This is a genomic window from Agrobacterium sp. CCNWLW32, assembly GCF_037083425.1.
Classification (GTDB): domain Bacteria; phylum Pseudomonadota; class Alphaproteobacteria; order Rhizobiales; family Rhizobiaceae; genus Agrobacterium; species Agrobacterium radiobacter.
The window spans coordinates 1-24,755 of record NZ_JBAOJM010000004.1 but is presented as its reverse complement, the minus strand read 5'-3'; the positions used below and the strand labels follow the sequence as shown (position 1 = coordinate 24,755).

At 58.6% G+C, this 24,755-nt stretch carries 20 protein-coding genes; 11 read left to right on the top strand and 9 right to left on the bottom strand.

Annotation, left to right across the window (positions count from 1 at the left end):
- The first annotated feature begins 13 nt into the window (after window positions 1–13).
- Window positions 14–799 (top strand): L,D-transpeptidase, encoded by a 786-nt coding sequence (locus V6R85_RS10565; RefSeq protein WP_003506330.1) that lies wholly within the window; start codon window positions 14–16, stop codon window positions 797–799.
- A 98-nt stretch (window positions 800–897) separates the two neighbouring features.
- Here the strand turns inward: V6R85_RS10565 and V6R85_RS10560 are convergent, their stop codons facing one another.
- Both V6R85_RS10560 and V6R85_RS10555 read right to left on the bottom strand, forming a co-directional pair.
- Entirely contained in the window at window positions 898–2,718 is a 1,821-nt protein-coding gene (locus V6R85_RS10560; RefSeq protein ID WP_111792900.1) for a methyl-accepting chemotaxis protein, read from the bottom strand.
- Between the two features lie 143 nt (window positions 2,719–2,861).
- The gene (locus V6R85_RS10555) at window positions 2,862–4,196 is read right to left on the bottom strand and encodes an aspartate aminotransferase family protein (protein ID WP_112958609.1); all 1,335 of its coding nucleotides are present in this window, start codon (window positions 4,194–4,196) and stop codon (window positions 2,862–2,864) included.
- A gap of 145 nt (window positions 4,197–4,341) precedes the next feature.
- Here V6R85_RS10555 and V6R85_RS10550 point away from each other — a divergent pair, with 145 nt between their 5' ends.
- From V6R85_RS10550 to V6R85_RS10535, 4 genes are all read left to right on the top strand, one after another.
- Window positions 4,342–4,890 (top strand): cupin domain-containing protein, encoded by a 549-nt coding sequence (locus tag V6R85_RS10550; RefSeq protein ID WP_003506334.1) that lies wholly within the window; start codon window positions 4,342–4,344, stop codon window positions 4,888–4,890.
- Between the two features lie 618 nt (window positions 4,891–5,508).
- Window positions 5,509–6,189, top strand: coding sequence for a sugar transferase (locus V6R85_RS10545; protein WP_003506336.1), 681 nt, complete (start codon window positions 5,509–5,511; stop codon window positions 6,187–6,189).
- 194 nt (window positions 6,190–6,383) lie between these two features.
- A complete protein-coding gene (locus V6R85_RS10540; protein WP_087745626.1) occupies window positions 6,384–7,643 on the top strand; it encodes a polysaccharide biosynthesis/export family protein in 1,260 nt (419 codons plus the stop codon).
- Between the two features lie 7 nt (window positions 7,644–7,650).
- Complete coding sequence (locus V6R85_RS10535) at window positions 7,651–8,919, top strand: O-antigen ligase family protein (RefSeq protein WP_099087171.1); 1,269 nt, start codon at window positions 7,651–7,653, stop codon at window positions 8,917–8,919.
- Here V6R85_RS10535 and V6R85_RS10530 read toward each other — a convergent pair.
- The 5 genes from V6R85_RS10530 to V6R85_RS10510 form a co-directional block, all read right to left on the bottom strand.
- A complete protein-coding gene (locus V6R85_RS10530) occupies window positions 8,916–9,410 on the bottom strand; it encodes a hypothetical protein (protein ID WP_003506345.1) in 495 nt (164 codons plus the stop codon). The genes V6R85_RS10535 and V6R85_RS10530 overlap by 4 nt on opposite strands.
- Window positions 9,411–9,494: 84 nt before the next feature.
- Complete coding sequence (locus V6R85_RS10525; protein WP_003506347.1) at window positions 9,495–10,853, bottom strand: HlyD family type I secretion periplasmic adaptor subunit; 1,359 nt, start codon at window positions 10,851–10,853, stop codon at window positions 9,495–9,497.
- 8 nt (window positions 10,854–10,861) lie between these two features.
- Window positions 10,862–13,066, bottom strand: a complete 2,205-nt coding sequence (locus V6R85_RS10520; RefSeq protein WP_112958610.1) for a type I secretion system permease/ATPase — start codon at window positions 13,064–13,066, stop codon at window positions 10,862–10,864.
- A gap of 81 nt (window positions 13,067–13,147) precedes the next feature.
- Window positions 13,148–15,166 carry a hypothetical protein gene (locus V6R85_RS10515; protein ID WP_111780236.1) on the bottom strand — a complete coding sequence of 673 codons (2,019 nt, stop codon included), beginning with the start codon at window positions 15,164–15,166 and terminating at the stop codon, window positions 13,148–13,150.
- A 151-nt stretch (window positions 15,167–15,317) separates the two neighbouring features.
- Complete coding sequence (locus V6R85_RS10510) at window positions 15,318–16,274, bottom strand: hypothetical protein (protein WP_003506352.1); 957 nt, start codon at window positions 16,272–16,274, stop codon at window positions 15,318–15,320.
- A gap of 912 nt (window positions 16,275–17,186) precedes the next feature.
- Between V6R85_RS10510 and V6R85_RS10505 the strand changes: the two genes are divergently transcribed.
- The gene (locus tag V6R85_RS10505; RefSeq protein WP_020809646.1) at window positions 17,187–17,960 is read left to right on the top strand and encodes a helix-turn-helix domain-containing protein; all 774 of its coding nucleotides are present in this window, start codon (window positions 17,187–17,189) and stop codon (window positions 17,958–17,960) included.
- Between the two features lie 59 nt (window positions 17,961–18,019).
- On the opposite strand, the gene V6R85_RS10500 is transcribed toward V6R85_RS10505, so the two are convergent.
- Window positions 18,020–18,370, bottom strand: a complete 351-nt coding sequence (locus tag V6R85_RS10500) for a hypothetical protein (protein WP_020011870.1) — start codon at window positions 18,368–18,370, stop codon at window positions 18,020–18,022.
- A gap of 394 nt (window positions 18,371–18,764) precedes the next feature.
- Between V6R85_RS10500 and V6R85_RS10495 the strand changes: the two genes are divergently transcribed.
- From V6R85_RS10495 to V6R85_RS10475, 5 genes are read left to right on the top strand one after another with little or no spacing between them, the layout of a single operon-like run.
- Window positions 18,765–19,787 (top strand): UDP-glucuronic acid decarboxylase family protein, encoded by a 1,023-nt coding sequence (locus V6R85_RS10495; protein ID WP_003506358.1) that lies wholly within the window; start codon window positions 18,765–18,767, stop codon window positions 19,785–19,787.
- 1 nt (window position 19,788) lies between these two features.
- On the top strand, window positions 19,789–20,772 hold the full coding sequence (gene galE, locus V6R85_RS10490; RefSeq protein ID WP_112958611.1) for a UDP-glucose 4-epimerase GalE: 984 nt from the start codon (window positions 19,789–19,791) through the stop codon (window positions 20,770–20,772).
- Entirely contained in the window at window positions 20,769–22,706 is a 1,938-nt protein-coding gene (locus tag V6R85_RS10485) for a glycosyltransferase family 2 protein (protein WP_112958612.1), read from the top strand. Before galE ends, V6R85_RS10485 begins: the two co-directional genes overlap by 4 nt.
- Before the next feature lie 14 nt (window positions 22,707–22,720).
- Window positions 22,721–23,224, top strand: a complete 504-nt coding sequence (locus V6R85_RS10480; protein ID WP_003506364.1) for a DUF995 domain-containing protein — start codon at window positions 22,721–22,723, stop codon at window positions 23,222–23,224.
- A gap of 13 nt (window positions 23,225–23,237) precedes the next feature.
- Window positions 23,238–24,200, top strand: a complete 963-nt coding sequence (locus V6R85_RS10475; RefSeq protein WP_060724773.1) for a glycoside hydrolase family 26 protein — start codon at window positions 23,238–23,240, stop codon at window positions 24,198–24,200.
- 51 nt (window positions 24,201–24,251) lie between these two features.
- Here the strand turns inward: V6R85_RS10475 and V6R85_RS10470 are convergent.
- On the bottom strand, window positions 24,252–24,755 hold a 504-nt coding region (locus V6R85_RS10470), incomplete at its 5' end, for an AGE family epimerase/isomerase (RefSeq protein ID WP_336377050.1).

Here is a 24,755-nt window from a genome sequence, read left to right as displayed (position 1 = left end):
TGAGGTTTTTCAATTGAACGAGACGACAACGACCCGGCGGGGTTTCCTGCTTGGAGCAGGTGGACTGGCGCTTGCCGGCCTTGCGGGCTGCAACACAACGGCGCGTGAGGCCGCCCGGCCCGCGGCACCTGCCGAAGACCCGATGTATGCCGCCATGTACGGTCCGAGGCCTGACGAGCAGTTCCCGCTGCCGGAAATCCCCTATAAGCGGATTCCGCGCCAGTTCCTGCGGCAGATGGTGGCGAACCCGACCGGTGAACGCCCCGGCATCATCGTGGTCGATACGGCCAATCATTTCCTCTATCTCACCTATGAGAATGGTCAGGCCATGCGCTATGGCGTCGGTCTCGGCCGTGCAGGCTTCGAATGGTCCGGCCGCGGCGTCATTCAGTACAAGCGGCAATGGCCGCGCTGGACGCCGCCCGATGAAATGGTCGCCCGCCAGCCGGAACTGGAACCCTATAGCAGCCGTAACGGCGGTATGGAGCCGGGCCTCAAGAACCCGCTCGGCGCGCGTGCGCTCTATATCTTCAAGGATGGCAAGGATACGATCTACCGCCTGCACGGCTCGCCTGAATGGTGGACCATCGGCAAGTCGGTCTCATCAGGCTGCGTGCGCCTGCTGAATCAGGATATCATCGATCTTTATAACCGCGTGCCTGACGGTACGCCGATCGTCGTGACGGCACTCGGCCCTGCGCAGCAGGGCGTGCCGATCGGCCAGGAAGGTGTGCCCGTGGCGCAATACGGCAATGGCGTGATCGGCGACGGCCTGTCGCAGCCGACACAGGCTTATTGATCAAGAAACGTTCACCTCACGGCGCAGGCGCGCCGTGAGGTGGCCCGCCTCAAGGACTGTATGATGCGAGGCGATGTTCTCGCGTTTCACCATTGCTCTCACGCAACTCGGCGTGTCTCTTCCCGGCTGCCAGTAATTTCCATCTCAAGACGGAAACGCGATACCAGCGCGCGCAGCTTTGCCGTTTCGGCGGCAAGTGTTGCGGAAGCGGCGGTGGATTGTTCCACCATGGCCGCATTCTGCTGGGTGGCGTGATCCATCGAGTTTACGGCCGCGTTGATCTCCGCAAGGCCGGTCGATTGTTCGGCGGCCGATGTGGCTATCGCATTCATATGGCGGTCGATGCCGGCAATGCGTTCGCCGATATCCTTCAGCGCCGTGCCGGTATCGAGAACCAGCTTCACACCGCTTTCCACCTCGACGGATGACTGGCGGATATGATCGCGGATTTCACTTGCGGCCTTTGCCGCGCGCTGGGCGAGATCGCGCACCTCCTGCGCCACCACGGCAAAGCCCTTGCCGGCCTCGCCGGCGCGGGCGGCTTCAACGCCAGCATTCAGCGCCAGAAGATTGGTCTGGAAGGCGATCTCGTCTATGACGCCGATGATGCCGGTGATCTGCCGCGACGAGGTTTCGATGCGGCGCATCGCCTCTTCGGCATGGCCGACCACTTCGACCGATTTCAGCGCGCTTTCGTTTGCGTCTGTGGCGGCGAGCCTTGCTTCCGCGGCGCGCTTGTTGGCGTTCGACACGTTGACCGTGATTTCATCGAGCGCCGCGGCAGTCTGTTCAAGTGAGGCGGCCTGATTTTCCGTGCGGCGGGAAAGATCGCCGGCGCCGGCGGCGATCTCGCGGCTGCTACCGTCGATGGTGCCGATGCCATCGGAAATGGCGAAGAGCGTTTCGGCCAGTTGCCGCACCGAGCTGTTGAAATCGTGGCGCAGGGCTTCAAATTGCGGGGCAAAGGCATCGTCGAGCTGGAAGGCCAGATCACCCGATGCGAGCCGCTTCAGGCCGGCCGCGAGGCCGGAGGTGGCGATGCGCAGCCGCTCGGAAGCATCTTCCTCCGCCTGCCGCCGCGTTTCCTCCTGGTCGGCTTCCGCCTGCCGGCGGGCGGAAGCTGCCTGCTCTTCGAGCGCCCGGTTGGCGATGGCTGCCTGCCGGAATATCTCGACCGCGCCGGACATGGAGCCGATCTCGTCCCTGCGGTCGGTGCCGGAGGGCGGTTGCGACGTATCGCCGGCCGCCAGGATTTCCATATTCTTCGACAATTGCAGAACGGGGAGGATGATTGACTTGCGGGTGAGGAGGAAAAGTCCGGCGGAGAAAAGCACGGCTAGAACCAGCAGCCCCTTCAAAACGAGGTTGATGGTCGCCTTGGTCTTTTCGCTTTCGGCCGAGGCGGCGTCGGAAAGGGCTTCGATCTGGTCGCCGGCTGTTTCCATCGCTTTTTCAAGCGCCGAAAATTGCCGCGTGAATTCGGGCATCAGTTTGAGAGCCTCTTCCTGACGGGCGCCGGCAAGGCCGACAACCGCATTTGCGGCATCGATATAAGCAAGAAGCGGTTTTTCGGCGCCGTCGATGACGGCCCTGACGTTCGTACCGGCTGACAGAGACCTGTTTTCCTCGATCATTTGCCGGAAGGTGGATTCATGTTCCGCGAGATCGGCTTTTACCGCATTCAGCTCCAGGCCCATCCCTTCATCGGAAGAAAGGATGGCGGCGAGCACGTCGGAACGCAGCGCGTCGTGCATCATGTCCGCTTGCATGTGGTTGCGAAGTACATGGGCCGAAAGCGCCACATATTCGCTATTACGGTTGAGCGTTTCCGTTGCCCACATGCCGACACCTGTGGCGCTGCCGGCGATGAAAAAGATGGCGACGCTTGCCAATATTGTCTTCTGCTGTATCGACGCCATGGAACGCTCCCGCGCTGTTGGTTATGCTGTGAAAAAATAATAGAATATGCTTAATAAATGATCTATTTCGCTCTGCTCTTGATAAAAGCAAAAAAAAGGCTGCAATTTTTATTGCAGCCTTTGCTTTATTAGAAGTTTATACTTTAATTTGCGCGTTTCAGTGCATCGCCGAGGATTGAGACAATATCGTCGAAATGGGATTTTTCGGCGATCAGCGGCGGTGAAAGGGCGATGATATCGCCGGTGACGCGAATAAGCAGGCCGCGCTCGAAGCAATCCGTAAAGACATCATAGGCGCGTGCGCCGGCAGCACCTTCGCGTGACTGCAGCTCGATACCGGCGATGAAACCGATGGTGCGGATGTCGATGACGTTGGGCAGGCCCTTCAGGGAGTGGATGGCGTCGTGCCAGACATTCTGCAACTCCGCCGCGCGGGTGAAGAGGCCCTCATCGCGGTAGATGTCGAGCGTCGCGATGCCGGCGGCGCAGGCGACCGGGTGGCCGGAATAGGTATAGCCATGGAACAGCTCGATCTGGTTTTCCGGTCCATGCATCAGCGCATCATGCACCTTGCGACTGGTGAAGACCGCGCCCATGGGGATCGCCCCGTTGGTCAGGCCCTTGGCCGTGGTGACGATATCTGGCGTAACGCCGAAATAGTTACTGGCGAAGGTGGAGCCCATGCGGCCGAAACCGGTGATGACCTCATCGAAAATCAGCAGAATGCCGTGCTTGTCGCAGATGGTGCGCAGGCGTTCCAGATAACCTTTCGGCGGCACCAGCACGCCGGTGGAGCCGGCCACGGGTTCGACGATGCAGGCGGCGATGGTTTCCGCGCCATGCAGGGCGACCAGGCGTTCCAGATCGTCCGCAAGCTCTGCGCCATGCTCGGGCTGACCCTTGACGAAGCTGTTCTTTGCCGGATCATGCGTGTGGCGCAGATGGTCTGCGGGGATCTGCGGGAAAACGCGGCGGTTGTTGACAAGGCCGCCCACGGAGATGCCGCCGAAACCGACGCCATGATAACCGCGTTCACGGCCAATCAGCCGGCTGCGGGTGCCCTGTCCGATGGCACGCTGATAGGCGATGGCGATCTTCAGCGCCGTATCGACCGATTCCGATCCGGAGCCCGTGTAGAAGACGCGATCAAGCTTCGCTCCTTCCGGGCCGGGCGCGATTTCGGCCAGCCGCTCGGCAAATTCAAAGGCAACCGGGTGTCCTATCTGGAAGGAGGGTGCGTAATCCATGGTCGAAAGCTGGTGCTTTACGGCGGAGGCGATCTGGTGGCGGCCGTGGCCGGCATTGACGCACCACAGACCAGCCGTGCCGTCGAGAACCTGGCGGCCGTCATTGCTGGTGTAGTACATGCCTTCGGCGCTCGTCAGCAGGCGGGGATTGGCCTTGAACTGCCGGTTGGCGGTAAACGGCATCCAGTAGCTGTCGAGTGAGGTGGAATTGGATCGGCTCGGATTGTCCATGGTGGTCTCCTGTTCGTTGCCGGTGATTGAAAGCTATTTTTGCGACTGAACAAGCCCTTTTCTCTCTGTGGCCAAGTCATTGAAAATGCTATAGGCCTCAACATGGATTTTCGATATTTCGAACAAGGGCAACGGGGGCTCGGGCATGTCGGTGGATATAGGCGGACGTTTGCGGCATTTGCGGCTGCGCCATAATATTTCCCAGCGGGAACTGGCAAGACGTGCCGGTGTCACCAATTCGACGATTTCGCTGATCGAATCCAACACCTCCAACCCATCCGTCGGTGCGCTGAAGCGCATTCTTGACGGTATACCGATCGGCCTTGCCGAGTTTTTCGCTTTCGAGCCGGAGACAAGCCGGAAGGCCTTTTACCGGGCGGATGAACTGGTCGAAATCGGCAAGGGGCCGATCTCCTTCCGGCAGGTAGGGGAAAATGTTTTCGGCCGCAGCCTGCAAATCCTGAAGGAATGTTACCAGCCGGGCGCCGATACCGGCAAGGTGCCGCTGGTTCACGATGGGGAAGAGGGGGGCATCATTCTCTCCGGGCGTCTGGAAGTGACGGTCGATGATGAGAGGCGGGTGCTCGGGCCGGGGGATGCCTATTATTTCGAAAGCCGCAGGCCGCACCGATTCCGTTGTGTGGGTCCCGTGCCGTGCGAGGTCATCAGCGCTTGCACTCCGCCAACCTTCTGATTCCAGCGGATTTGGCGCTTAGCGCCGCTCGTGAAACGGCTGAGAGGGTGAGGTGGAGAGAATTCGATTGTCAGCTCTTGCATTTTTGCGTAGCTGCCATGATCAGAACGCACTGTCGCGCCACTATTTTGCCGTCTTTGCGCCCTTCTTGCGATTTTTCCATCGTTTTTTATTGGCGCAGTGGCAATGTCGGGCAAAAAAATCCCAGCCAATATGTCAAATTTTATATGCATTGCCACAATCTTGCTGCGCTGCAACAAACTTTAATAGTCTTTTACGGGCATGTCTGTTCTTGGCGTTCCTGTCTCATCTGCGCAAGTCATAAGAAACACATAAGAAAAGACTGTAGACGGCACAAAACCCAATACATGCCGGCGCGACACCCATGCTCTCAACACATGGCCGCCCGCCCATTTGTTGCTTTTTTATGCAACCGTTAATATTGCCCGGACGTTAATCGGCCGCTCGCGCAAGAAATCGCATAGACGGTTATGGGCAATGTGCCTTACAAAAAATCCATTAGCATCAAATTCCGAACACAGACTTGTTATCTCTTTTAGACGGAAAGACGCGCCTCCGGGCACCGACCAATCGCAAAACATAAATGGAGTTCTCTCTATGAAGTCCGCGACCCAATCGGCTGAACAGACACTCAGCAGCTCCGAAGATTTCGATGTCAGTTTCCCTATCGGGGGCATCGCAAAACGCAGCTTCGATATGACATCGGCTGCACTTGCGCTGCTCATCTTCAGCCCGATATTCCTGTTGATCGCCGCGCTGGTGAAATTGTCTGATCCCGGCCCGATCTTTTATGGCCACCGGCGTGTGGGACATAATGGCCGCTATTTCCATTGCCTGAAATTCAGGACGATGGCGATGAACGGCGATGAGATTCTGCGGCAATATCTTGCCGCCAATCCGGAAGCCGCCGAAGAATGGCGCGCAACCCGCAAGCTCAAGAACGATCCGCGTGTTACGGCCGTCGGCGCCGTGCTGCGCAAGCTCTCGCTTGACGAACTGCCGCAGCTCCTCAACATCATCCGCGGCGAAATGAGCGTGGTTGGCCCACGCCCGGTCGTCGATGAGGAACTGAGCTATTATGAAAGTGCTGCCGCTTATTATCTCAGCACCCGTCCAGGCCTGACCGGCCTGTGGCAGATCAGCGGCCGTAACGACGTCTCCTACAAGACCCGCGTCGCTTTCGACACGCAATATGTCCAGAACTGGTCGATGCGGCAGGATGTCTTCATCATCGTCAAGACCATTCCCGCCGTGTGCCTTTCACGCGGAAGCTACTGAAAACCGATATTGAGTTCGGCTTTATCGATCTTCGTTTCGACACGCACCCCGACCGGGATCCCAAGTCCGGTCTTTGGGTGCGTCATTGGTGCTAATCATACCGGCCGCTTTTTGCGGCGCTGCGCAGCCGGCCTTGCCCGGTTGCGCGACGGCCGGACCGCCTGCATGGCGATCCGCTAACAGGGAGTTTCCCGATGAACGGCCTTATTGCTGCCGCCCACCGCCCGTTTGTGGCCCTCGTTCTTGCCGCTTCCGTCGCCCTTGCCGCGCCGCTCTCCGCACTGGCTGCGGATGGCGCTCAATATAAGCTCGGTACCGCCGACAAGCTGCGCATCCGCGTTGCCGAGTGGCAGCCTGCCGATGGCAGCATCCGCAACTGGGACGTCATCAACGGCGATTATTCCGTCGGCCCGTCTGGTGCGTTGTCTCTTCCTTTCATCGGGCAGCTGGATGTCGCGGGCAAGACGCCCTCGGAGGTCAGCGAACAGATCGGCGCGCAGCTTCAGAGCAAGTTCGCCCTTCGCAACCTGCCTTCGGCTTCCGTCGAAATCGCCCAGTTCCGGCCGATCTTTCTGAGTGGTGATGTGCAGACGCCGGGTGAATATCCCTATGCCGCCAATCTTACCGTGCTGAAGGCCGTCAGCCTTGCCGGCGGCCTGCGACGCTCCGACGCCGGGCAACGTTTTGCCCGTGACTTCATCAATGCCCGTGGCGATGCCGCGGTTTACGACAACCAGCGGGCAAGGCTGCTCGCGCGTCAGGCGCGGCTGATCGCCGAGGTCAAGGGTGACACGACCATCGCCAAGACGCCTGAAATGGAAAAGATCAGCGAGATCGACGTGCTGCTGGCCAGCGAGAGCGCGCTGATGAAATCGCGAACCGACCGTTACACCCTGCAGCTCAAGGCGCTGACCGACCTGCATGCGCTTTTGCAGAGCGAAGTTGAATCCCTGAAGAAGAAATCAGAGACACAGAACCGCCAGCTGCAGCTTGCCAATGAGGACCGCGACCGCGTCAACCGGCTGAACGAGCAGGGGCTTGCGTTGTCGCAGCGGCGTATTTCCGCGGAAGAACGCGCGGCGGAGGTGGAATCCACCCTGCTTGATATCGATACGCAGTCGCTGCGCGCCAAGCAGGACATCAACAAGGCAACCCAGGACGAAATCAACCTGCGCAACGACTGGGTGGCGCAGCGCTCCAAGGAATTGCAGGACACCGAAGCGGAACTCGACAAGCTCAATCTGCAGCTGACCACCAGCCGCGAATTGATGTCGGAAGCACTGGCGCAATCGGCCGAAGCGATCCGTTTCGATCCGTCGGGCAAGTCCGCGACGATCAGCTATGTCGTGGTGCGTGAGGAAAACGGCAAGCCGAAGGAAGTGAAGGTGGATGAAAACGCACTTCTCCAGCCCGGCGACGTCATCAAGGTCTCGTCCGAAATCCTGATGCAGTGAGGTTTTCATGCGGATCGCCAAATCGGCGCTGATCGATCCCGAACGCAATGAAATCTACGGAATGACGGCGGTTGCGCTGTCATTCTTCGTTTTCGCCTATTCGTCGCGTTTCGGGCAAATCTCGGTTCTGGCCTATTATGGCATGTGGCTGCCGCTGGTGGTGGTCGATTACCGGCGCGTGCTCGGCAACTATCCGCGTTATCTGTGGATTTTCGCCTTCGGCATTTTGACGGTTCTGTCCAGCTTCTGGTCGGAAGCTGCGTCGGTGACCATGCGCGCCTCCATCCAGTATATGACGCATATCGTCTGCGCGCTGATCGCGATGCGGGTGATCTCGATCCGGACGCTGACGCGTGGCGCGCTTATCGGCATCGCCGTCGTTCTGCTCTATTCGCTGCTATTCGGCATCTACCTCTTTGATGCGCTTGACGGCACCTATAGTTTCGTCGGCGCTTTCTCCTCCAAGAACCAGCTCGGCTTTTATGCCTCGCTCGGCGTCATCTTTGCCGCCGCGTCGGTGCTGGTGCTCAAGCAAAGGGGCATCTGGCTGCCGATTGCCGGCGTCACCGGGCTCCTGTCGGCCTATAGCCTCCTTGCGTCGCAATCGGCCACATCCACCATTACCACGGCGGCGGTGGTCGCCCTCATCATCGGCTTCATTCCCATCGGCATGCTTTCGCCGGCGAACAGAAAGATGACGTTTTTCGCGCTCGGTGGACTCGGCGCATTGCTGGTGGTCGCTTCCCTGCAATTCGGCCTGCTCGACGCCATTCTCGGCATTTTCGGCAAGGATTCGACGCTGACCGGCCGAACCTATCTCTGGCAGCAGGGCATCGAGGCGGCGAAACAGACGCCAATCCTCGGCGTTGGTTATCAGGGGTTCTGGGTCGCGGGTTTTCCCGATGCCGAACGCCTGTGGAACGATTTCTTCATTACCGGCCGCACCGGCTTCCACTTCCATAATACCTATATCGAAACCGTGGTGGAAAACGGGTTCGTTGGCATGCTCCTGCTTGGCATGGTGCTTTACGGAACTTTGCTCGGGCATCTGCGCTCGGTGCTGATGCGCAAGAGCGACCCGCAGGGCGTCATCCTGTTTGCAATCTGCGCCCTGTTTGTCGTGCGTTCCTTCGTGGAGATCGACATCATCTTCCCCTACCAGATAGGCTCATTCCTGCTTTATTTTGCAGCCGGGAAACTGTGCCTCCCGGCAAGGGCCGCAGAGGGTAGCGAGCCTCACCCGGCGATCGGCATGCGGTTACAGACGAGAGCCTAGAGATAATCCGCCGAGACATGCGGACTGGCGTGGATGAAACTCCACATGTCCTTGCTGACCTCCACGATGTCGGCGATTGATTTTTCCAGCTGGCCGATTTCCTTCTCGTCCATGCGCTCGACCTTGCCGTAACGCACCTGGCTGTCATCCTCCACCAGCCGCATCAGCTGTGTGCTGGCGATTTCGCCCTTCTCGTCGAAGGAATAGATGCAGTGATTGTATTTGTTGCGCGTCTTCGCTTCCTTCTTCAGCCGCGCCATGATGGAGAGGATGGTCTTGCGATCCTTCGCATCGGTGGAGGGAAGCTTCGCCAGGCGCTCGATGAGATCCATACGCGCCCGCGTGGTGTTGAGGGTCAGGAATACGACGATGGCCGCTTCCTTCTCCACTTTCAGGAGATGGACGATCAGATAGATCATCAGGCTTTCGGTGTTGGTCCACACGTAATTCAGCCTGCCGACCAGCAGCAATACGTCCGACATCACCGCCATGCCCGCTTCTCCCACCCCAAAGAATTATACGGGCATTATATGCCGACAGGGGCAGGATTGACAGTGTAAATCCCTGTTATCTCTTCATCTTTCCTTGAAGGCGCGGGACATGCTGTCGGAGATCGGTTTGGTCAGATATTCGAAGAAGGTACGCTCCGAGGTCTGGATCAGCACGTCGGCGGGCATGCCGGGCACGGGATGGAAATTATGGACCTTGGCGATCTCTTCGTCAGGTATCTGGACGCGCACGATATAGACGTCCTTGACCTGCAGACCGGCATTTTCCTCGATGCTATCGGCTGAAACGTAGAAAACCTTCCCATTCAGAACCGGCGTGGTGCGGCGGTCGAGTGCCGAGAGGCGGATCGCGGCGGTCTGCCCCTCATGCAGCTGGTCGATGGAGGTCCTGAGCACCTGTGCCTCGAGGATGAGGGGAACATGGGCGGGCAGGATTTCCATGATCGGCTTGCCTGTCGTGATGACGCCCCCAGGCGTGTGATAATAGGCGCGCACCACGGTGCCGTTGACGGGAGAGCGGATGATGGTGCGTTCCAGCACTTCGGCTGCGCCGCGCACCTGTTCGCGTACGCTGTCTAGATCGGATTCAGCAATTTCCAGCGCGTCGAGCGCCGCCTGCTTGTTGGCGTTGACGGCGATGATCGCTTCCTGCCTGAACTTGGCGATCTCCGCCTCACTCTGGTTCATTTCGCCGCTCAGCCGGGCGATGTCACCCATCACATCGGCAATGGCGCGCTCCAGCGCCAGCATGTCGGTCTTGCGGATGACGCCATCCTTCGCGAGCCTCTCCTTGGAATCGCGCTCCTGCGTCAAAAGTGCCAGTTGCCGGTCGAAGGACTGTTTTTGTCCGTCATAACCCGCATAGCGGAACTCCAGCGACCGGATGTTCTTGTCGATCAGGTTGAGCTGTTCCTCCAGCTTGACGAGCTTGCTGTGGAACACGATGTTCTGGCTCTGGATGATGGCGTTGATGTCAGGATCGCCGGCTTCCTTCATGACGATATCAGGCACCTTGAAGCCCTTTTCCCCCTGCGCTTCGGCGCGCAGGCGCGTGACGATGGTTTCGAGGCGAAGCCGTCTCATCTGCAACATGCGTTCATTGGCAAGCGCCGTCGTCTTGTCCAGCGTCAGAAGAACGTCGCCTTCCTTGACTGTTTCACCTTCGCTGATCATCATTTCCTTGATGATACCGCCTTCGAGATGCTGGACGACCTTGTTGTTACCGGTGGCGACGAAACTACCCTGGGCGATGATGGCAGAGGAGAGCGGTGCCGTGCCGGCCCAAAATCCGAAACCACCGAAGGAAGCGAGCAGCACGGCAAGACCGATCGAACTATGCAGGCGGATCGAGCGCGGCACTTCGCTATACCATTCGAGCTGGCCCTGGGGTTTGATTTCGGCAACGGCGTTTTTCTTCTTGAACATGACGGTCCTCAACCCTCGATCTGCGGGGACTGGCTGGCCGGGCGGCCATTGCCGGAAAGCGCCTTCAGCACATCCATCCTTTCGCCGAACATGGCGACCGATCCGTCCTTCAGCACCATGATCTTGTCGACGCATTGAAGAAGCGCCGGGCGCTGGGTGATGGTGACGGTGGTGATGCCCTGTCTTTTGGCGTGCAGCAGGGCTTTGGCCAGCGCCTGTTCGCCCTGCGTATCAAGGTTGGAGTTCGGCTCGTCCAGCACCACGAATTTGGGGTCGCCGAAGAAGGCGCGGGCAAGCGCGATGCGCTGTTTCTGGCCGCCGGAAAGCGGCGCGCCGTCGGCGGCGACCACGGTCTCATAGCCCTGCGGAAAACCGGCGATCAGCTCATGCACATCCGCAAGCACAGCTGCCTCATAGATCTGCCGGTCCTCGATATCGTCGCGCATGCGGCAGATATTGGCCTTGATGGTGCCCGGAAAAAGCTGCACGTCCTGCGGCAGATAGCCGATGCTTTCACCGAACTGCCGCTGGTCCCAGTTGCGCAGATCCATGAGGTCGAGGCGCACATTGCCTGAAGTAGGCAGGATCGAGCCGACCAGCATCTTGCCGAGCGTCGTCTTGCCGGAGCCGGAATTGCCGATGATGGCAAGCGATTCCCCCTTTTTCAGCGAAAAGGAGATGCCGTTCAGGATCACCTTCTTCTGCGGCGGCGGCACGAAGAGGATGCGCTCCACGTCGAGACGCCCTTCCGGATTGGGCAGGCGCAGGCGCGGGAAATTCAGCGGCGAATTGACGAGAAGCTGCTTGATGCGGCCATAGGCGGCGGCCGATTTGTTGAATTGGTGCCAGCCCTCGATTGCCCCTTCGATGGGCGCCAGCGCACGGCCGGAAATGATGGAGGCCGCAATCACCATGCCGCCGGTCAGTTCACCTGATAGCGACAGATGCGCGCCCCAGCCAAGCAGCGCTACCTGGGTGATCATGCGCGCCGCCTTGGAAACGCCCGAGAACATAATGTTGCGATCCTGCGCCGCGACATGAGATTTCAGGGACCCTGCGGTTTCGCGCCCCCACATCTTCACCGCTTCCGGTATCATCGCCAGCGCATTGATGATCTGCGAATTGCGCGACATGGAGTCGAGGTGGAAATTGGCGCGGCTGAGATAACCGGACGCCTCGGAAAACTGTCTCGCGGTGAAGCGCTGATTCAGCCAGGCGATAATGAACAGCACGGCGCAGCAGACCATGATGATGATGCCGAGATGCGGATGGACGAGATAGACCACCACGATAAAAAGCGGCATCAGCGGTGCGTCGAGAAAGGCGATCAGGGTGCCGGAGGTGATGAACGAACGCAATTGCTGCAAGTCCTGCAATGTCTGGTAGTCCTTGCCGCTGCCATGCAGGGAGGCGCGGGCGGCGGCCGAAAGGATCGGCGCGCCAAGCTGTACCTCAAGTTCGACGGCGGTTCGCATCAGGATGAAGCGGCGGATGGCGTCCATGAAGGCTTGCAACAGAACCGCGCCGAGCACGGCAACCGTCAGCATGACAAGCGTATCCATCGAGCGGCTGGTCAATACTCGGTCGGAAATCTGGAACAGATAAAGGGGGATGGCGAGCAGCAGGACGTTGATGGCGACGGTGAACAGCATCACCACCACCATGTTGCGTCGCACGGCGGCGATGCCCTTGGCGAGACTTGCGGCGAAGTTGATCGGCTCGCTGCGCTTATGGAAACCGCTCTTGCTTCCGCCACCACCACCGCCGCCGCCACCACCGCCATTGTCCGTCGGTTCCTTGCCGCCACCACCCGTTACCGGCCGGCGCTCGTTTTCACGGATCGGCCCTTCATTGTTATCGATGGTCTTGACGAAAGGCAGGTCGGTATTGTCGATCTTGGCATGTGGTTCCGGCGGAGAGACGGGTTGCCGGTCCTGCTGAGGCGCCGGCTTTTCCGTGGGAACGTCGCGTAGCTGTTCCGCCTGTTCTATTTTTGCATGAGGTTGGGGAAGAGATTGTGGGGGAATGATCTGCGTTGGTGATGAAATGGTTTTTGCGGCCTGTTCCGCGCCGGATAATTGGCGCAGGTTTTCGACAGCTTCATTGATGGCTGAAATACAGGCGTCCGTCAGTTTGCTGTCTTCCGCCTCCTGATCCAGCGGCAAGTCCAGCGAGCGTCCGTCGGCAATGGTTTTTCTTGAAATATGATCCATTTTTTATCGGTCCCCTCGGTGATCTCACGGTGTTTGCGGTTCGGCCGTGACGGGACGCGATTGTCGCCCCGCCAGCCAAATCTACGCGGTCACCGCCTGCATGACGTCGGCCGAATGTCCGTTCGACCATGACAGGTCGTGACCGGCATTGATGACGCCATCGGATTCGTTTTCGATGGTGGCGGGATCGTCGTGAAGAAAGGCGATGACCTCGTTTGCCAGCTGACCCTGCTGGGGTTGCGACGTGTCGTTTTCGATGATGCCGCCCTGAATAAGGATGGCATCGGAATAAACGCCGCCGGCGACATAGGTGGTGGAGCCAAAGCTGTCGTAATCGACGATCTGCGCCAGATTGACGACGGCGTTGCTGCCGGTATCGATGTGGACGGTGGCGTCCTCGTTGTTTTCGAGAACCTTGGCGGCTGCCTGCGTCACGTCGTCGGAATCGCCCAGCACGCTCACCTGCTTGATGATGCTGACATCATAAAGATTGCCGGTGATATAGAGGACGTTCAGCCCCTCATAGCCGGCGAAATTGACGTCATGAGCCAGCGCATCCGGCATGTTGGGGTCGCGCGCGTTGATCGCGTTGACCGTCTGCGTCATGTAATCAGGCATGGTTTCAAAACGGTCGTTGCTGCCAACATTGTGAATGGCGGCATCGTTCCACAGAAGGTTGTTGCCGGACTGGATGGTGGCGCCATCGGGCGCATCGGGATTGGCGCGCGCCCAGTCATTGTCGTAAAGCACGGCGATCTGGCTGATCAGGTTCATGTCCAGCACATTGCCGCCGACGATGATCAGGTCGTATTGCATGCCGATGCCGAGGAAATTCGCAATGTTGAGCGCGGCGTTGCCGCCCGTCAGCAGACTGACGGTAGCGCCCGAGGTGGTTATCGTCATCGTGTCGTTGTCGCTGACGAACTGGTATTGCTCGATCCAGTGCACGAAGGAAACGTCGCCTTCCAGCACGCTGACACGCCAGGCGGTGGGGAATATTGGGGGCGCGCCCGTTTCCTGGCTGTCCGCTGCTGCGTTTTCCGCGCCGGGATAGATGGTGCGCTCGAAGCTGGCGATGTTGAAGGCAACCGTCGCCGCCTGATCTTCCGAGTGTGTGAACACGGAGTCGATCTCGTCCCGGTCGCTATAGATATAGGCCTGGGTGATGGCGTCGATCTGATGATAATCGCCCATGACGGCGGTCACCGAAGTCATGACGCCTGTATTGACCAGAGTAGCGATGTTGGCGACGACGTTGGCGCCTGCGGCGACATCAAGGCTGTTGCCGGCCGGGCTATCCTCATGCAGCGAAACATCGCTCTTTTCCGGCTCTTCCGGCGGCTTGGCGATACCGCGATCGGGCATGTAGTCATCAAGCATCGGCTTTTCGCTGGCTATCGAGCCATTGACGTAAATACCGTCGATATCGTTGCCGGCCAGAACGAAATCCTGGTCCGCACCGGTGCCAAGCGAGGTGACATCGTTTTCGCGGGCATGGTCGATATAGTCGTGCGCGGATTTGGCGAGCGCCTGCAGCGCATCGTAACTGTCGGTGCGCTGGAAAACGGAAAAAGGCGTAAAGATAGCTGCTTCATTGTAGAACTCGACGGTACGCTCTGTCACGAAGCTGGTGTCGCGCCACACATAGGGGCCATCAGTCATGTTCAGATAGTCGTCGTCCTGAAGAATATTGACCTGCGCTACATGCGCGATGACCGAGCCGGGGCCGGGGTGAACCACCAGTTCATATTCTTCCTCAAAGGAAAGGCGGCCCGGGAAGCGGAAATGAGCGGCGGAAATATCGACCGGAATGGCATTTGCAAGCTGCTGCATGTCGTATTCGACAGCGCGGGCGAAATGCGGTCGGATATAGTCAAAATCATAATAGCCGGCGCTGTATTTGACGCCGGGGTCGTAGTCCTGCAGCGGCACGTCGTAGTTCTTGTCGAGCAGCTTTGCCGCTTCATCGTCCGGCAGGCGGTCCGGATCAGAACGTGCCGGGCCCTCGCTATAGTTGGTTCTCAGACGCGCATCCTCGATCACCGTGTCGAACAGGCCGATGAAATGCGCAATCATGTCCGAAATCTTGTCGATATGCATTGGAGGTCCCTCCCTGATCATCGCGGCAGAGCCTGGGGCTGCGCATGGCACACGTCTCAGAGGCGGTGCTTCGTTTTACGCAAACCCGGTCCTTCAACCGCGAACTGCACCGGCGGGTGCCGGTGCAGCTCTTTTCGTCAAGAGGTGGGTATCAGGAGTGATCCTCACCGACGTCAGAAACATGCGAGTTACCGCCTGTGATCGTGGCGTCAACTGCGTTGGAGAGCATGTTGGCACCCTGCACCAGTTCCAGATGGAAGCCGGAATTTGCAAGGATTGCCGATGCATCTGCAGTGCTGGTACCTGCGGCGTCGTCGCCGGCCTTGAGGTCCCATCCCTTGCCGTCGATGCCTTCGGCGCCGAAGGCGTCACCGGCATTGGCGCTCAGATGGTTTTCCGCACCGCCATTCTGCATCTTGATGTCATAGGCCTCATCCTGATCTGCCAGGTGGTTGGCCTGCACCATGCTGAAGCCGGTGTCGTTACCGTCGCCATTGAGCGAGCCGTTGAGGATGTTGTCAACGTCCAGCGTGAAGGAGAAGTCGTCACCGAGGTTGAAGGTGAGGTCTCCGCCGGCGATGCCGAGATTGCCGACATCCTTGACGCCCGTGATGTTGCCGAAGTCGTCATCCGACTTGTAGAAACTGTCAGCGGAGTTGAAGCTGTCGGAGGTCGTTGTGGTCTTGGTGGAGGTGTCGTTGTCGGAATAGTTGGACGTCTTCGTGTCCGTATCCGTAATGGTCTTCACATTGGTGTCGTTGTCGCTGTACGACTTGCTTTCATAGCTCCAGTCGTAGTCGACCTTGATATCGGTGTTGGTTTCGGTGCTCGTCTTGGTGCTCGTGTCGTTGTCGCTATAGGACTTGCTGTCATAGCTCCAGTCATAGTCGTTGTCGCGATTGTCACCGTTATTGGCGGAAACATCGACCTTGGCGTCAACATCCACATTGGTGCTGTTGTCGCTGTTGTCGTTGTTGCGGTTTTCACCGTTTGCGGTGCCGACGTTGCTGTCTTCCACCTTGGCGTCGTTGGTCGCCGTGTTGGCAAAACCATCGGAAAGCGCGCCGATCTTGGTGATATCGTCGCCGGACTTTGGATTATAACCCATTTCGATTTCCTCCGAAAAGCTCGGAGCAGCTTTCGAAATCCCTCTCATCTCAAACGGGATTTTTTCGCGCTTGCTCCTGATAGCATTAAGATTGATGTTTGCAGATGCACTCGGTACGCATCATCTGCGGTTCGGTATTGACCCGTGACCGGGCTCTTTTCGTTCAGCCCTTGTGCGCTACTCGGTAAAACGGCGCACAAATCCGTTCCTCGCTCCGATGGGGAGCGCGGTGGCTTTCGTCTTTTTCGCTTTGCATATTTCTTGAAAAGGGACCGGCGTTTTCAAACACACGTCAAGGCCGGAGGTGTCTTTCCATCGGCCGCCGTTCAGCGACGGTCAGACTGTGCCGCAGAAAAATTGCGCTTCCTAGATATCAATTCGGGCTAAACACATCGGCGCCCATCCCGAATATATATGTCGCGAGCGGTGGTCCGGCGGTCCGTTTCGCTGGTTTGGCCGTAGAAAAATGCCGCTGTGCCGGGAGAAACGCGGCTTTTCGAAAAACATGGTTTATTTCGGTGGGAAAAGGCCATTATCCCGAAACGGAACAGCTCCGGGGGTCTTTCGCCGGCGAGCTATGTAAAGGGATATCAACTAAAAGTTATATTTTCCAGGATTGCAAAACCACAGCGAAAGCTTTTCCGATGTGTTTGTTTTTGCAGCGGGTTGCCGGATGAATGATTCTATCTCGGCGTAACCTATTTTGTATGTCAATTGTAAAAAATAACCCGTTTGGGCCATTTATTTACACAGCTTTTCGTATTAGCGTGTGTTAATTAACGGGTGATTAATAATAGTTGACATGGCCTGAGGCGGGGAGAGGCCCCTAAAGATCCAGGGGAAAGATACCCGACGGACAACAGACTGCACAACCAAAAGAACGTAATGCGTAAGCGCTTTAGGGAGGCGTCAATGTTCATGGGAACTTCAGATTATGCGGCAAAACAAAAAAACGCCGTTGCTCCTATAAATGGAACTTTATTGGTCATCGCGGATCCGGACCTGTTTTCCGAGTGCCTCATGGAGGCGCTGGGCAAAAAGTTCCCTACATTCGCGGTGGTGAGTATAACCTCGTCAGGGGGGATCGAGGACGATTACGGTAACAATGTGCGGTTGGTTTTGCCTTACCGGATGTCCGGTGAGCGCCTTCATGCCGTTCTTTCGGAGGTTCGGGAAAAGCATCCCGACGCGCCGATCGCGCTCGTCGTCGAAACCATCGACAAATTCGAAGAGCCGCTGAAAAGGCTGGTGGGAATGCGCGTCATTGATGGCGTGCTGCCGCTCAATCTCAGGCTCGATGTCTTTATGGCGGCCGTCGATCTGCTTATGAAGGGCGGGGAACATTTTCCCGCAGCTCTTCTGGGCAAGCTCACGCCCTATTCGCCTTCCATCAATGGCAAGAGCGTTCAAAGCAATGCCGTGATCGCCAATCGTGCCGATGCCCTTGCTGCGAGCAGGGGTGACGTGGCCGCGCTGACGACGCGCGAGGTGCAAATCCTCGACCTGCTTTGCAAGGGAACGCAAAACAAGATCATCGCTGATCGGCTGCATCTGTCCGAGAACACTGTCAAGGTTCACGTTCGCAATATCTATAAGAAAATGAACGTGCGCAACCGCACGGAGGCGGCGTCGCGCTTCTTCAACAAAGACGAAGACACGACCTTCTCCGGCGGCTGGAAGAACTGAGCGTCGGGGCGGCTAGAGCCGTCCGGACGCCAGTTCCCTCCGGTTTCTCTCCAGGAGGCTCAGGGCCTCAGGAAGCAGCGGGATTTCTGCCCGAATCCGCTCGGTGAGCAGATATAGGGAGAAGAACCCGAATAGGACTGCCGCGATGCCGCGGGTGTGCCCGAGGCATCGGCAACAAGCGTAACGGCTGCGTTGCCGGTTTTTTGATAACCGTAGGACGCCTTCGCCGGAGCAACCCGGCTGTTGATCGTGGCGGTATTGGCCGACGCGGTCTTGATGAGAACGGCGTCTTCGACCACTGAGCATGAAGCCGTCGCGAAAGTGAAAGTTACAAGTGCTGCGGCAACAAGCGCAAAACGACAATGGCGGGCTGCTTTGCCGCCATGGGAATAAGGCATTTCATTCATCATGTGTGTCCCCTGAAATCGACTGTCTGTCGCATCTCGCCGGGCGGTTTTGTTCCCGGTGGACCGAGCCTTACAAAACCAGGATAGCCCCGACTGGTTGAGCGAAGCTTGCGCTAATGCTCAATAAGAAAGGCATAATGGAGGCGTAGTTAAAAAGTATTAAATCAAGAGGATATTTTGAGTAATTTTGGGTAATCAATTGTAATATTTTGATGAAATTAAGTTGACCAGTTTTCTGCCACGCCTATCATGAAAGTTGAAATTTATCGAATCGAAATATTAAAACCTCCAGAAGAAGTAAAAACCGGAGGGTGATATTCAAGATATCGTACAATCGGGAGTTTGATCCAGTTTAGTTGAATCAGCTGCGCTGATTCATCATGGGGAGGAGTGTGTAATGCGTAATTTCGTTCCCAACGAACATGACAACGGCGTCACCATCTACTCCGAGTGGAGGCCTGGCCAACGTGTTCTCGTCAATGGCGGCGCCGGTTTTCTCGGTTCCCATCTTTGCGAACGCCTGCTGAGTTGCGGTCACGAGGTGATCTGTCTCGACGATCTCTCGACCGGGCGCACTGCGAATGTGGCGCATTTGCGGGACAATAAGCGTTTTTTGCTAGTCGAGCACGATGTGCGCAAACCCTATGACATCGATGTCTCGCTGATCTTCAACTTCGCCTCACCGGCCTCACCGCCAGATTATCAGCGCGATCCCGTCGGCACGCTGCTCACCAATGTGCTTGGCGCCGTCAACGTGCTCGAGGTAGCGCGCAGATGCGGTGCAACCGTAGTGCAGTCGTCGACCTCGGAAGTCTACGGCGATCCGCACGTCAATCCGCAGCCGGAAACCTATTTCGGCAATGTAAATACAATCGGGCCGCGAGCTTGTTACGATGAAGGGAAACGCAGCGCCGAAACGCTGTTTTTCGATTATCACCGTAGCTTCGGTGTCGATATCAAGGTGGGACGCATCTTCAACACCTATGGGCCGCGTATGCGCCCGGATGACGGACGTGTGGTTTCGAACTTCATCGTCCAGGCGTTGAAGGGCGCTGACATCACCATTTACGGCGATGGCAGCCAGACCCGTTCCTTCTGCTATGTCGATGACCTGATCGACGGTTTCCTGCGCTTCTCGGCCAAGCCGAAGGATTGCACCGGGCCGATCAATCTCGGCAACCCGACGGAAATTCCGGTGCGGCAGCTCGCCGATATCGTCATCCGCATGACGGGTTCCCGGTCGCGCATCGTGCATCTGCCCGCCGCGATCGATGATCCGCAGCAGCGTCGCCCCGATATTTCGCGGGCAAAGGAACTGTTGAGATGGCAGCCGCGCGTGCCGCTCGAAATCGGCCTGGAAAAAACTATCGTCTATTTCGATGCACTGCTGGCAGGCAAGACTGTAGCGGAGGCCGTATGAGATGCCCCGCACAATCCTCGTCACGGGCGGGGCCGGATTCATAGGCAGCCACATCTGCAAGGCGCTGGCCCAATCCGGCTTCAAGCCCATCGCTTATGACAATCTCTCGACGGGTCACGCGGATTCTGTCCGCTGGGGTCCCTTCATCGAGGGGGATATTCTGGATCGTGGTCTCCTGAAGGCCACGCTCAGGGAATCCTCGCCGGCCTTCGTCATTCATTGCGCCGCCAATGCCTATGTCGGCGAATCCGTCGAAGATCCGCGCAAATATTACCGCAACAATGTCGGCGGCAGCCTGGCGCTCCTGGATGCCTGTCTCGACCAGAATATCGGCGGGCTGGTGTTTTCTTCCAGCTGCGCCACCTATGGCGTTCCGCCGCAATTGCCGATCCGCGAGGAAACGGCACAAATGCCGGTCAACCCTTACGGGCGCACCAAGCTGATATTCGAAATGGCGCTTGATGATTATGCTGCGGCCTATGGTCTGCGGTTCGTTGCCCTGCGTTACTTCAATGCCGCCGGTGCCGATCCGGACGGTGAGCTTTACGAACGGCATGAGCCTGAAACCCATCTGATCCCGCGGGCGCTGATGGCGGCTGCCGCACGGCTGCCGCAACTGGATGTCTTCGGGGCGGATTACGACACCAGCGACGGCACCTGCATTCGCGATTATATCCATGTTAGCGACCTGGCCGATGCCCATGTCGCCGCCGTCAACTATCTTGCCGAGGGTGGCGAGACGTTGCGCGTCAATCTCGGCTCCGGTCACGGCACATCCGTCGGTGACATCATCCGGGCGATCCACCGCGTGACGGGGCAGGAAGTGCCGGTTCATTTCGGTGCGAGGCGTGCCGGCGATCCGCCAGCCCTGTTTGCGGATATAAAGCGTGCGGAAGAGATGCTCGGCTTTATCCCGAAGCGTTCGGATATCGATACCATCATCCGGACGGCCGGTCCCGGTTTCGGACTGGAGGTGCGGTCATGAAAGCCCGTTCAACCCCTTCCGTTCCCTCGGCCCGCGCCGTCGCAGTCACCAGCGATCTGCGGATGCTGCCGGTCTTTGCCGGCTGGAACCGCATGACCTATCTTCTCGGCATCGGCGGATGGATGGTGACGCTCGCCTATTTCTGGATCTGGTGGCTTGATCGCGATCGCGTCATCGACTGGCCCTATTATACCGTCGTCACGATCACGCTCGCGTGGATCACGCTTCTGCCGTCCTATTTCATCTTCATCTTTCTCAACGCAAGGGTCGTCGACCGGCGCTCCCCTCTGCCACGGGGCAGGGTGGCGATGGTCGTCACCAAGGCGCCGTCGGAACCTTTCGCCGTGGTGCAGAAGACGCTGCTCGCGATGCTGGAGCAGAAGGGCCTGGAGTTCGACGTGTGGCTTGCCGACGAGGCTCCGGATGCGGAAACGCTGAAATGGTGTGGCGCGCACGGCGTTTTCGTTTCCACCCGACAGGGTGTCGCCGAGTATCATCGCAAGAGCTGGCCTCGGCGCACGCGCTGCAAGGAAGGCAATCTCGCCTATTTCTACGACCATTACGGGTATCGGCGTTATGATTTCGTCGCGCAGTTCGATGCGGACCATGTGCCGGAACCGGATTATCTGAGCGAGATCATCCGTCCCTTTGCTGATCCGAAGGTGGGATATGTTTCGGCCCCGAGCATTTGCGATGCCAATGCAGGTGAAAGCTGGGCGGCGCGCGGCAGGCTATATGCCGAGGCGAGCCTGCATGGCGCGCTGCAGCTGGGTTACAATAATGGCTGGGCGCCGCTCTGCATCGGCTCGCACTACGCCGTGCGCACGAAGGCCCTGCATGAAGTGGGCGGCCTGGGGCCGGAGCTTGCCGAGGATCATTCCACCACGCTTCTGATGAACGCCGGCGGCTGGCGCGGTGTTCACGCCGTCAACGCCATCGCCCATGGCGACGGACCGGTGACGTTTGCCGATCTCATCGTGCAGGAGTTTCAGTGGTCGCGTAGCCTTATGACCATTCTGCTGCAATATTCGCGGCACTATGTGCCGAAGCTGTCGCCGCGGCTGAAGTTCCAGTTCCTGTTTTCGCAGCTCTGGTATCCCCTGTTTTCCGGCTTCATGGCGCTGATGTTCGTGCTTCCCGCCGTTGCGCTGATGCGCGGTGATGTGCTGGTCAACGCGTCCTATCCGGCGTTCCTGGCGCATTTCCTGCCGGTTTCGCTGATCATGATCGTCTTTGCGTTCTTCTGGCGTGCCACGGGCGCATTCCGCCCGCATGATGCGAAGCTCTTCAGCTGGGAAGCCATAGTGTTTCTGTTCCTGCGCTGGCCCTGGTCGCTGATGGGTGTGTTGGCGGCAATACGCGACACGATCCGTGGCGATTTCGTCGATTTCCGCATCACGCCGAAGGGCACGCAGGCAAAACCGCCGCTGCCGCTGAGGGTCGTCGCGCCTTACATTCTTCTGGCAGCGCTCAGCCTTGTGGCCATGGTTCTGGCGCCGCGTGAAAACGGGGCGGAGGGCTTCTTCGTCTTCGCCGCCCTCAATGTGGCGATCTATGCGGGCCTTTCGGTGTTTCTGCTCATCCGCCATGCGATGGAAAACGGCGTGCCAAGGCTGCCGGCATTGCGTGGGGGAGCGACCGCCGCTGCCTGTTCGCTGCTGCTGGTGGCGGGGAGTGCCGCAGAACTCAGCTCCCATGCGATCGGCGGGCTGGAAGCCCTGTCGCACGGGCAACCCTATGTCAGTTTCACTGAAACGCGGTTCACGGTCGCCGGCGCGGGCGTGGAGGGTGCCAGATCGGTACGTCTGAAACTGCGCATCGCCGTGCCGGGACTGCGTGGACCGCAGGAAATGCAGGCGGAACCCATGGTGGTGCCGCCGCCGGCGGTGACAACCGGAGAGATCATGCTGGCCGACAATAGGGTCGGACAATGAAGGAGGAGGCTGTGATGAAAACAACAATAAGCAAATGCGGATTCTCCGCTTTCGTACTCTGTCTTGCGGTGGTCGTGCCAAGCGCCGTCCACGCTGCAGGCGGCACGAAGACGCCGAAACCGCTCAGAACCAGCGAAGTCGTGGACATGTACTTCGACAAGACCTGGAAATGGGAAACGGGCGGCGGACGCTTCATTGCCGATGGCCGCAAATTCGTCGCCGCAACGGAAGAAAAGGGCAAGAAGTCCATCGGTGAAGGCCGCTGGACCGTCGATGCCAATGGCACCCTGTGCATGCGCGCCACCTGGAAAAGCGCGGCAGGAAACGGCAAGGCCGATACCTGCTTCGACCATGGCCGCATTGGCAAGGTGCTCTACCAGCGCAAACAGGGCGGGCCATGGTACGTGTTCCGGCACAACCCGCCACGCCCTGGCGATGAGTTCCTCAAACTCGTCCGCAAGGACGATGTCACGCCGCAGATCGCCGCTTACGACAAGGCGATGACGGCAACAAGGTAGGGAGTAAGGTGTCATGCAGATAACAAGAAGAAAACTTTTGTTCGCAGGTGGTGCCGCCGCAGCCTTTACCGCCGGCATGTATCCGGTGCTCAAGCTCGACGCACAGGGTGTCGCCCCCATGACGTCGACGGGCATGAAGACACTTGCCGACAAAAGACCGACATTGCATGCGGACGGCATCCGTTTCGGCGCCTACGATCCGCACGGTGATTTCACGGCCCAGACCGGGGTGGCGTCGGAACATCTGTTCCTGCCCTGGGAGGACGTGGATCTCGACAGTCTCGCACTTGCGGATGCCTACGCTCTGGAGCGCAAGCGCAACGTGTTGATCACGGTCGAACCCTGGTCCTGGGACGTTAACTGGCGGCTCACCTCCGACGAGTTGCGCCGCAAGGTGATGAGAGGTGACTATGACCAGAACATGCAGGCGATCGCCGCGCGCATGTCGGCGATGAAAAGCCCGCTGATCCTGCGCTGGGGACAGGAAATGGAAGACACGTCCGGCCGCTTCTCGTGGTCGGGCTGGAACCCGCGTGATTACATCACGGCGTATAAACGCATGGTGGACATGACCCGCAAGGCGGTTCCCAGCGTCAAGGTGATGTGGTCACCGAAAGGTCTCGAGGGTCTGCAGGCCTACTACCCCGGTGATAGTTACGCCGATCTGGTCGGCCTTTCGGTCTTCGGTCTCGAGGAGTACGACAAGATCGAATATGGCGGACCGAAGACCTTCACCGATCTGCTGCGCAAGGGCTATGGACTTGTCGAAACCTTCAACAAGCCGGTCTGGGTTGCCGAACTGGGTTATGAAGGCGGCGATTCCTATGTTCGTCCGTGGATGAACGACGTGACGCTGAAACAGGCGGATTTTCCAAAGCTGGAAGAGGTCGTCTATTTCAACGACAAGGATGTTCATTCCTGGCCGCACAATCTCGGCAGACCGGACTGGCGCGTCGTGCGCCCGGCCAAGGCCTGATCGACGTCGAAAACCGGCGAGCGGCGATGCCGCTCGTCCGGTGCTCCAATACTAGTTAGCCGTCGCCAGCACTGCCTCGGCCTCATAGATGGCGCAGACGATGTGATAGAAGGTGCTTGCCGGCGCCGGCTCGTCGAGCATCGGCCTGTCGGCCGGCCATTTGTCGAACCAGAGCCCCTTGACCGGCGTGTCAAGGAAAGGCTGCAGCGCGCCGATGGCGCTGAGACCGGAGGCAAGGTAACGCTGCCGCTCCTCGCCGTTCGTGACGCTCGCCAGCCGCACCGAAGCCTTCAGCCATTCCGTCTGCGGCCATAACCGCGCCAGCCCGTCATGCACCGAAAAATCGTCGTAGAGGCTCATCACCGCCACCTTGCGGCGCGCGCAGATGCCGTGCTCTTCGCCGATCTGGAACAGGCGTTTTGCCTTGTCGATCGCTTCATCGTTTCCGCGCAGGCTGCCCCAGCGCACCAGAAGCCATGCCCATTCGAACTGGTGGCCCGGCTCCATGATCCGGCCCTTGTCGCTGTCGTGGGGTGTCCAGTCATGGGCGAAGAA

Excerpts from the sequence above, each read along its gene's own strand:
- V6R85_RS10480 (WP_003506364.1), top strand. The coding sequence starts at position 22,721 with ATGAAAACAACAATAAGCAAATGCGGATTCTCCGCTTTCGTACTCTGT.
- V6R85_RS10475 (WP_060724773.1), top strand. The coding sequence starts at position 23,238 with ATGCAGATAACAAGAAGAAAACTTTTGTTCGCAGGTGGTGCCGCCGCA.
- V6R85_RS10510 (WP_003506352.1), bottom strand. The coding sequence starts at position 16,274 with ATGGGTTATAATCCAAAGTCCGGCGACGATATCACCAAGATCGGCGCG.
- V6R85_RS10520 (WP_112958610.1), bottom strand. The coding sequence starts at position 13,066 with ATGGATCATATTTCAAGAAAAACCATTGCCGACGGACGCTCGCTGGAC.
- V6R85_RS10550 (WP_003506334.1), top strand. The coding sequence starts at position 4,342 with ATGTCGGTGGATATAGGCGGACGTTTGCGGCATTTGCGGCTGCGCCAT.
- V6R85_RS10515 (WP_111780236.1), bottom strand. The coding sequence starts at position 15,166 with ATGCATATCGACAAGATTTCGGACATGATTGCGCATTTCATCGGCCTG.
- V6R85_RS10485 (WP_112958612.1), top strand. The coding sequence starts at position 20,769 with ATGAAAGCCCGTTCAACCCCTTCCGTTCCCTCGGCCCGCGCCGTCGCA.
- V6R85_RS10500 (WP_020011870.1), bottom strand. The coding sequence starts at position 18,370 with ATGATGAATGAAATGCCTTATTCCCATGGCGGCAAAGCAGCCCGCCAT.
- V6R85_RS10535 (WP_099087171.1), top strand. The coding sequence starts at position 7,651 with ATGCGGATCGCCAAATCGGCGCTGATCGATCCCGAACGCAATGAAATC.
- V6R85_RS10530 (WP_003506345.1), bottom strand. The coding sequence starts at position 9,410 with ATGGCGGTGATGTCGGACGTATTGCTGCTGGTCGGCAGGCTGAATTAC.
- V6R85_RS10560 (WP_111792900.1), bottom strand. The coding sequence starts at position 2,718 with ATGGCGTCGATACAGCAGAAGACAATATTGGCAAGCGTCGCCATCTTT.
- V6R85_RS10495 (WP_003506358.1), top strand. The coding sequence starts at position 18,765 with ATGCGTAATTTCGTTCCCAACGAACATGACAACGGCGTCACCATCTAC.
- V6R85_RS10525 (WP_003506347.1), bottom strand. The coding sequence starts at position 10,853 with ATGTTCAAGAAGAAAAACGCCGTTGCCGAAATCAAACCCCAGGGCCAG.
- V6R85_RS10540 (WP_087745626.1), top strand. The coding sequence starts at position 6,384 with ATGAACGGCCTTATTGCTGCCGCCCACCGCCCGTTTGTGGCCCTCGTT.
- V6R85_RS10555 (WP_112958609.1), bottom strand. The coding sequence starts at position 4,196 with ATGGACAATCCGAGCCGATCCAATTCCACCTCACTCGACAGCTACTGG.
- V6R85_RS10505 (WP_020809646.1), top strand. The coding sequence starts at position 17,187 with ATGTTCATGGGAACTTCAGATTATGCGGCAAAACAAAAAAACGCCGTT.
- galE (WP_112958611.1), top strand. The coding sequence starts at position 19,789 with ATGCCCCGCACAATCCTCGTCACGGGCGGGGCCGGATTCATAGGCAGC.
- V6R85_RS10545 (WP_003506336.1), top strand. The coding sequence starts at position 5,509 with ATGAAGTCCGCGACCCAATCGGCTGAACAGACACTCAGCAGCTCCGAA.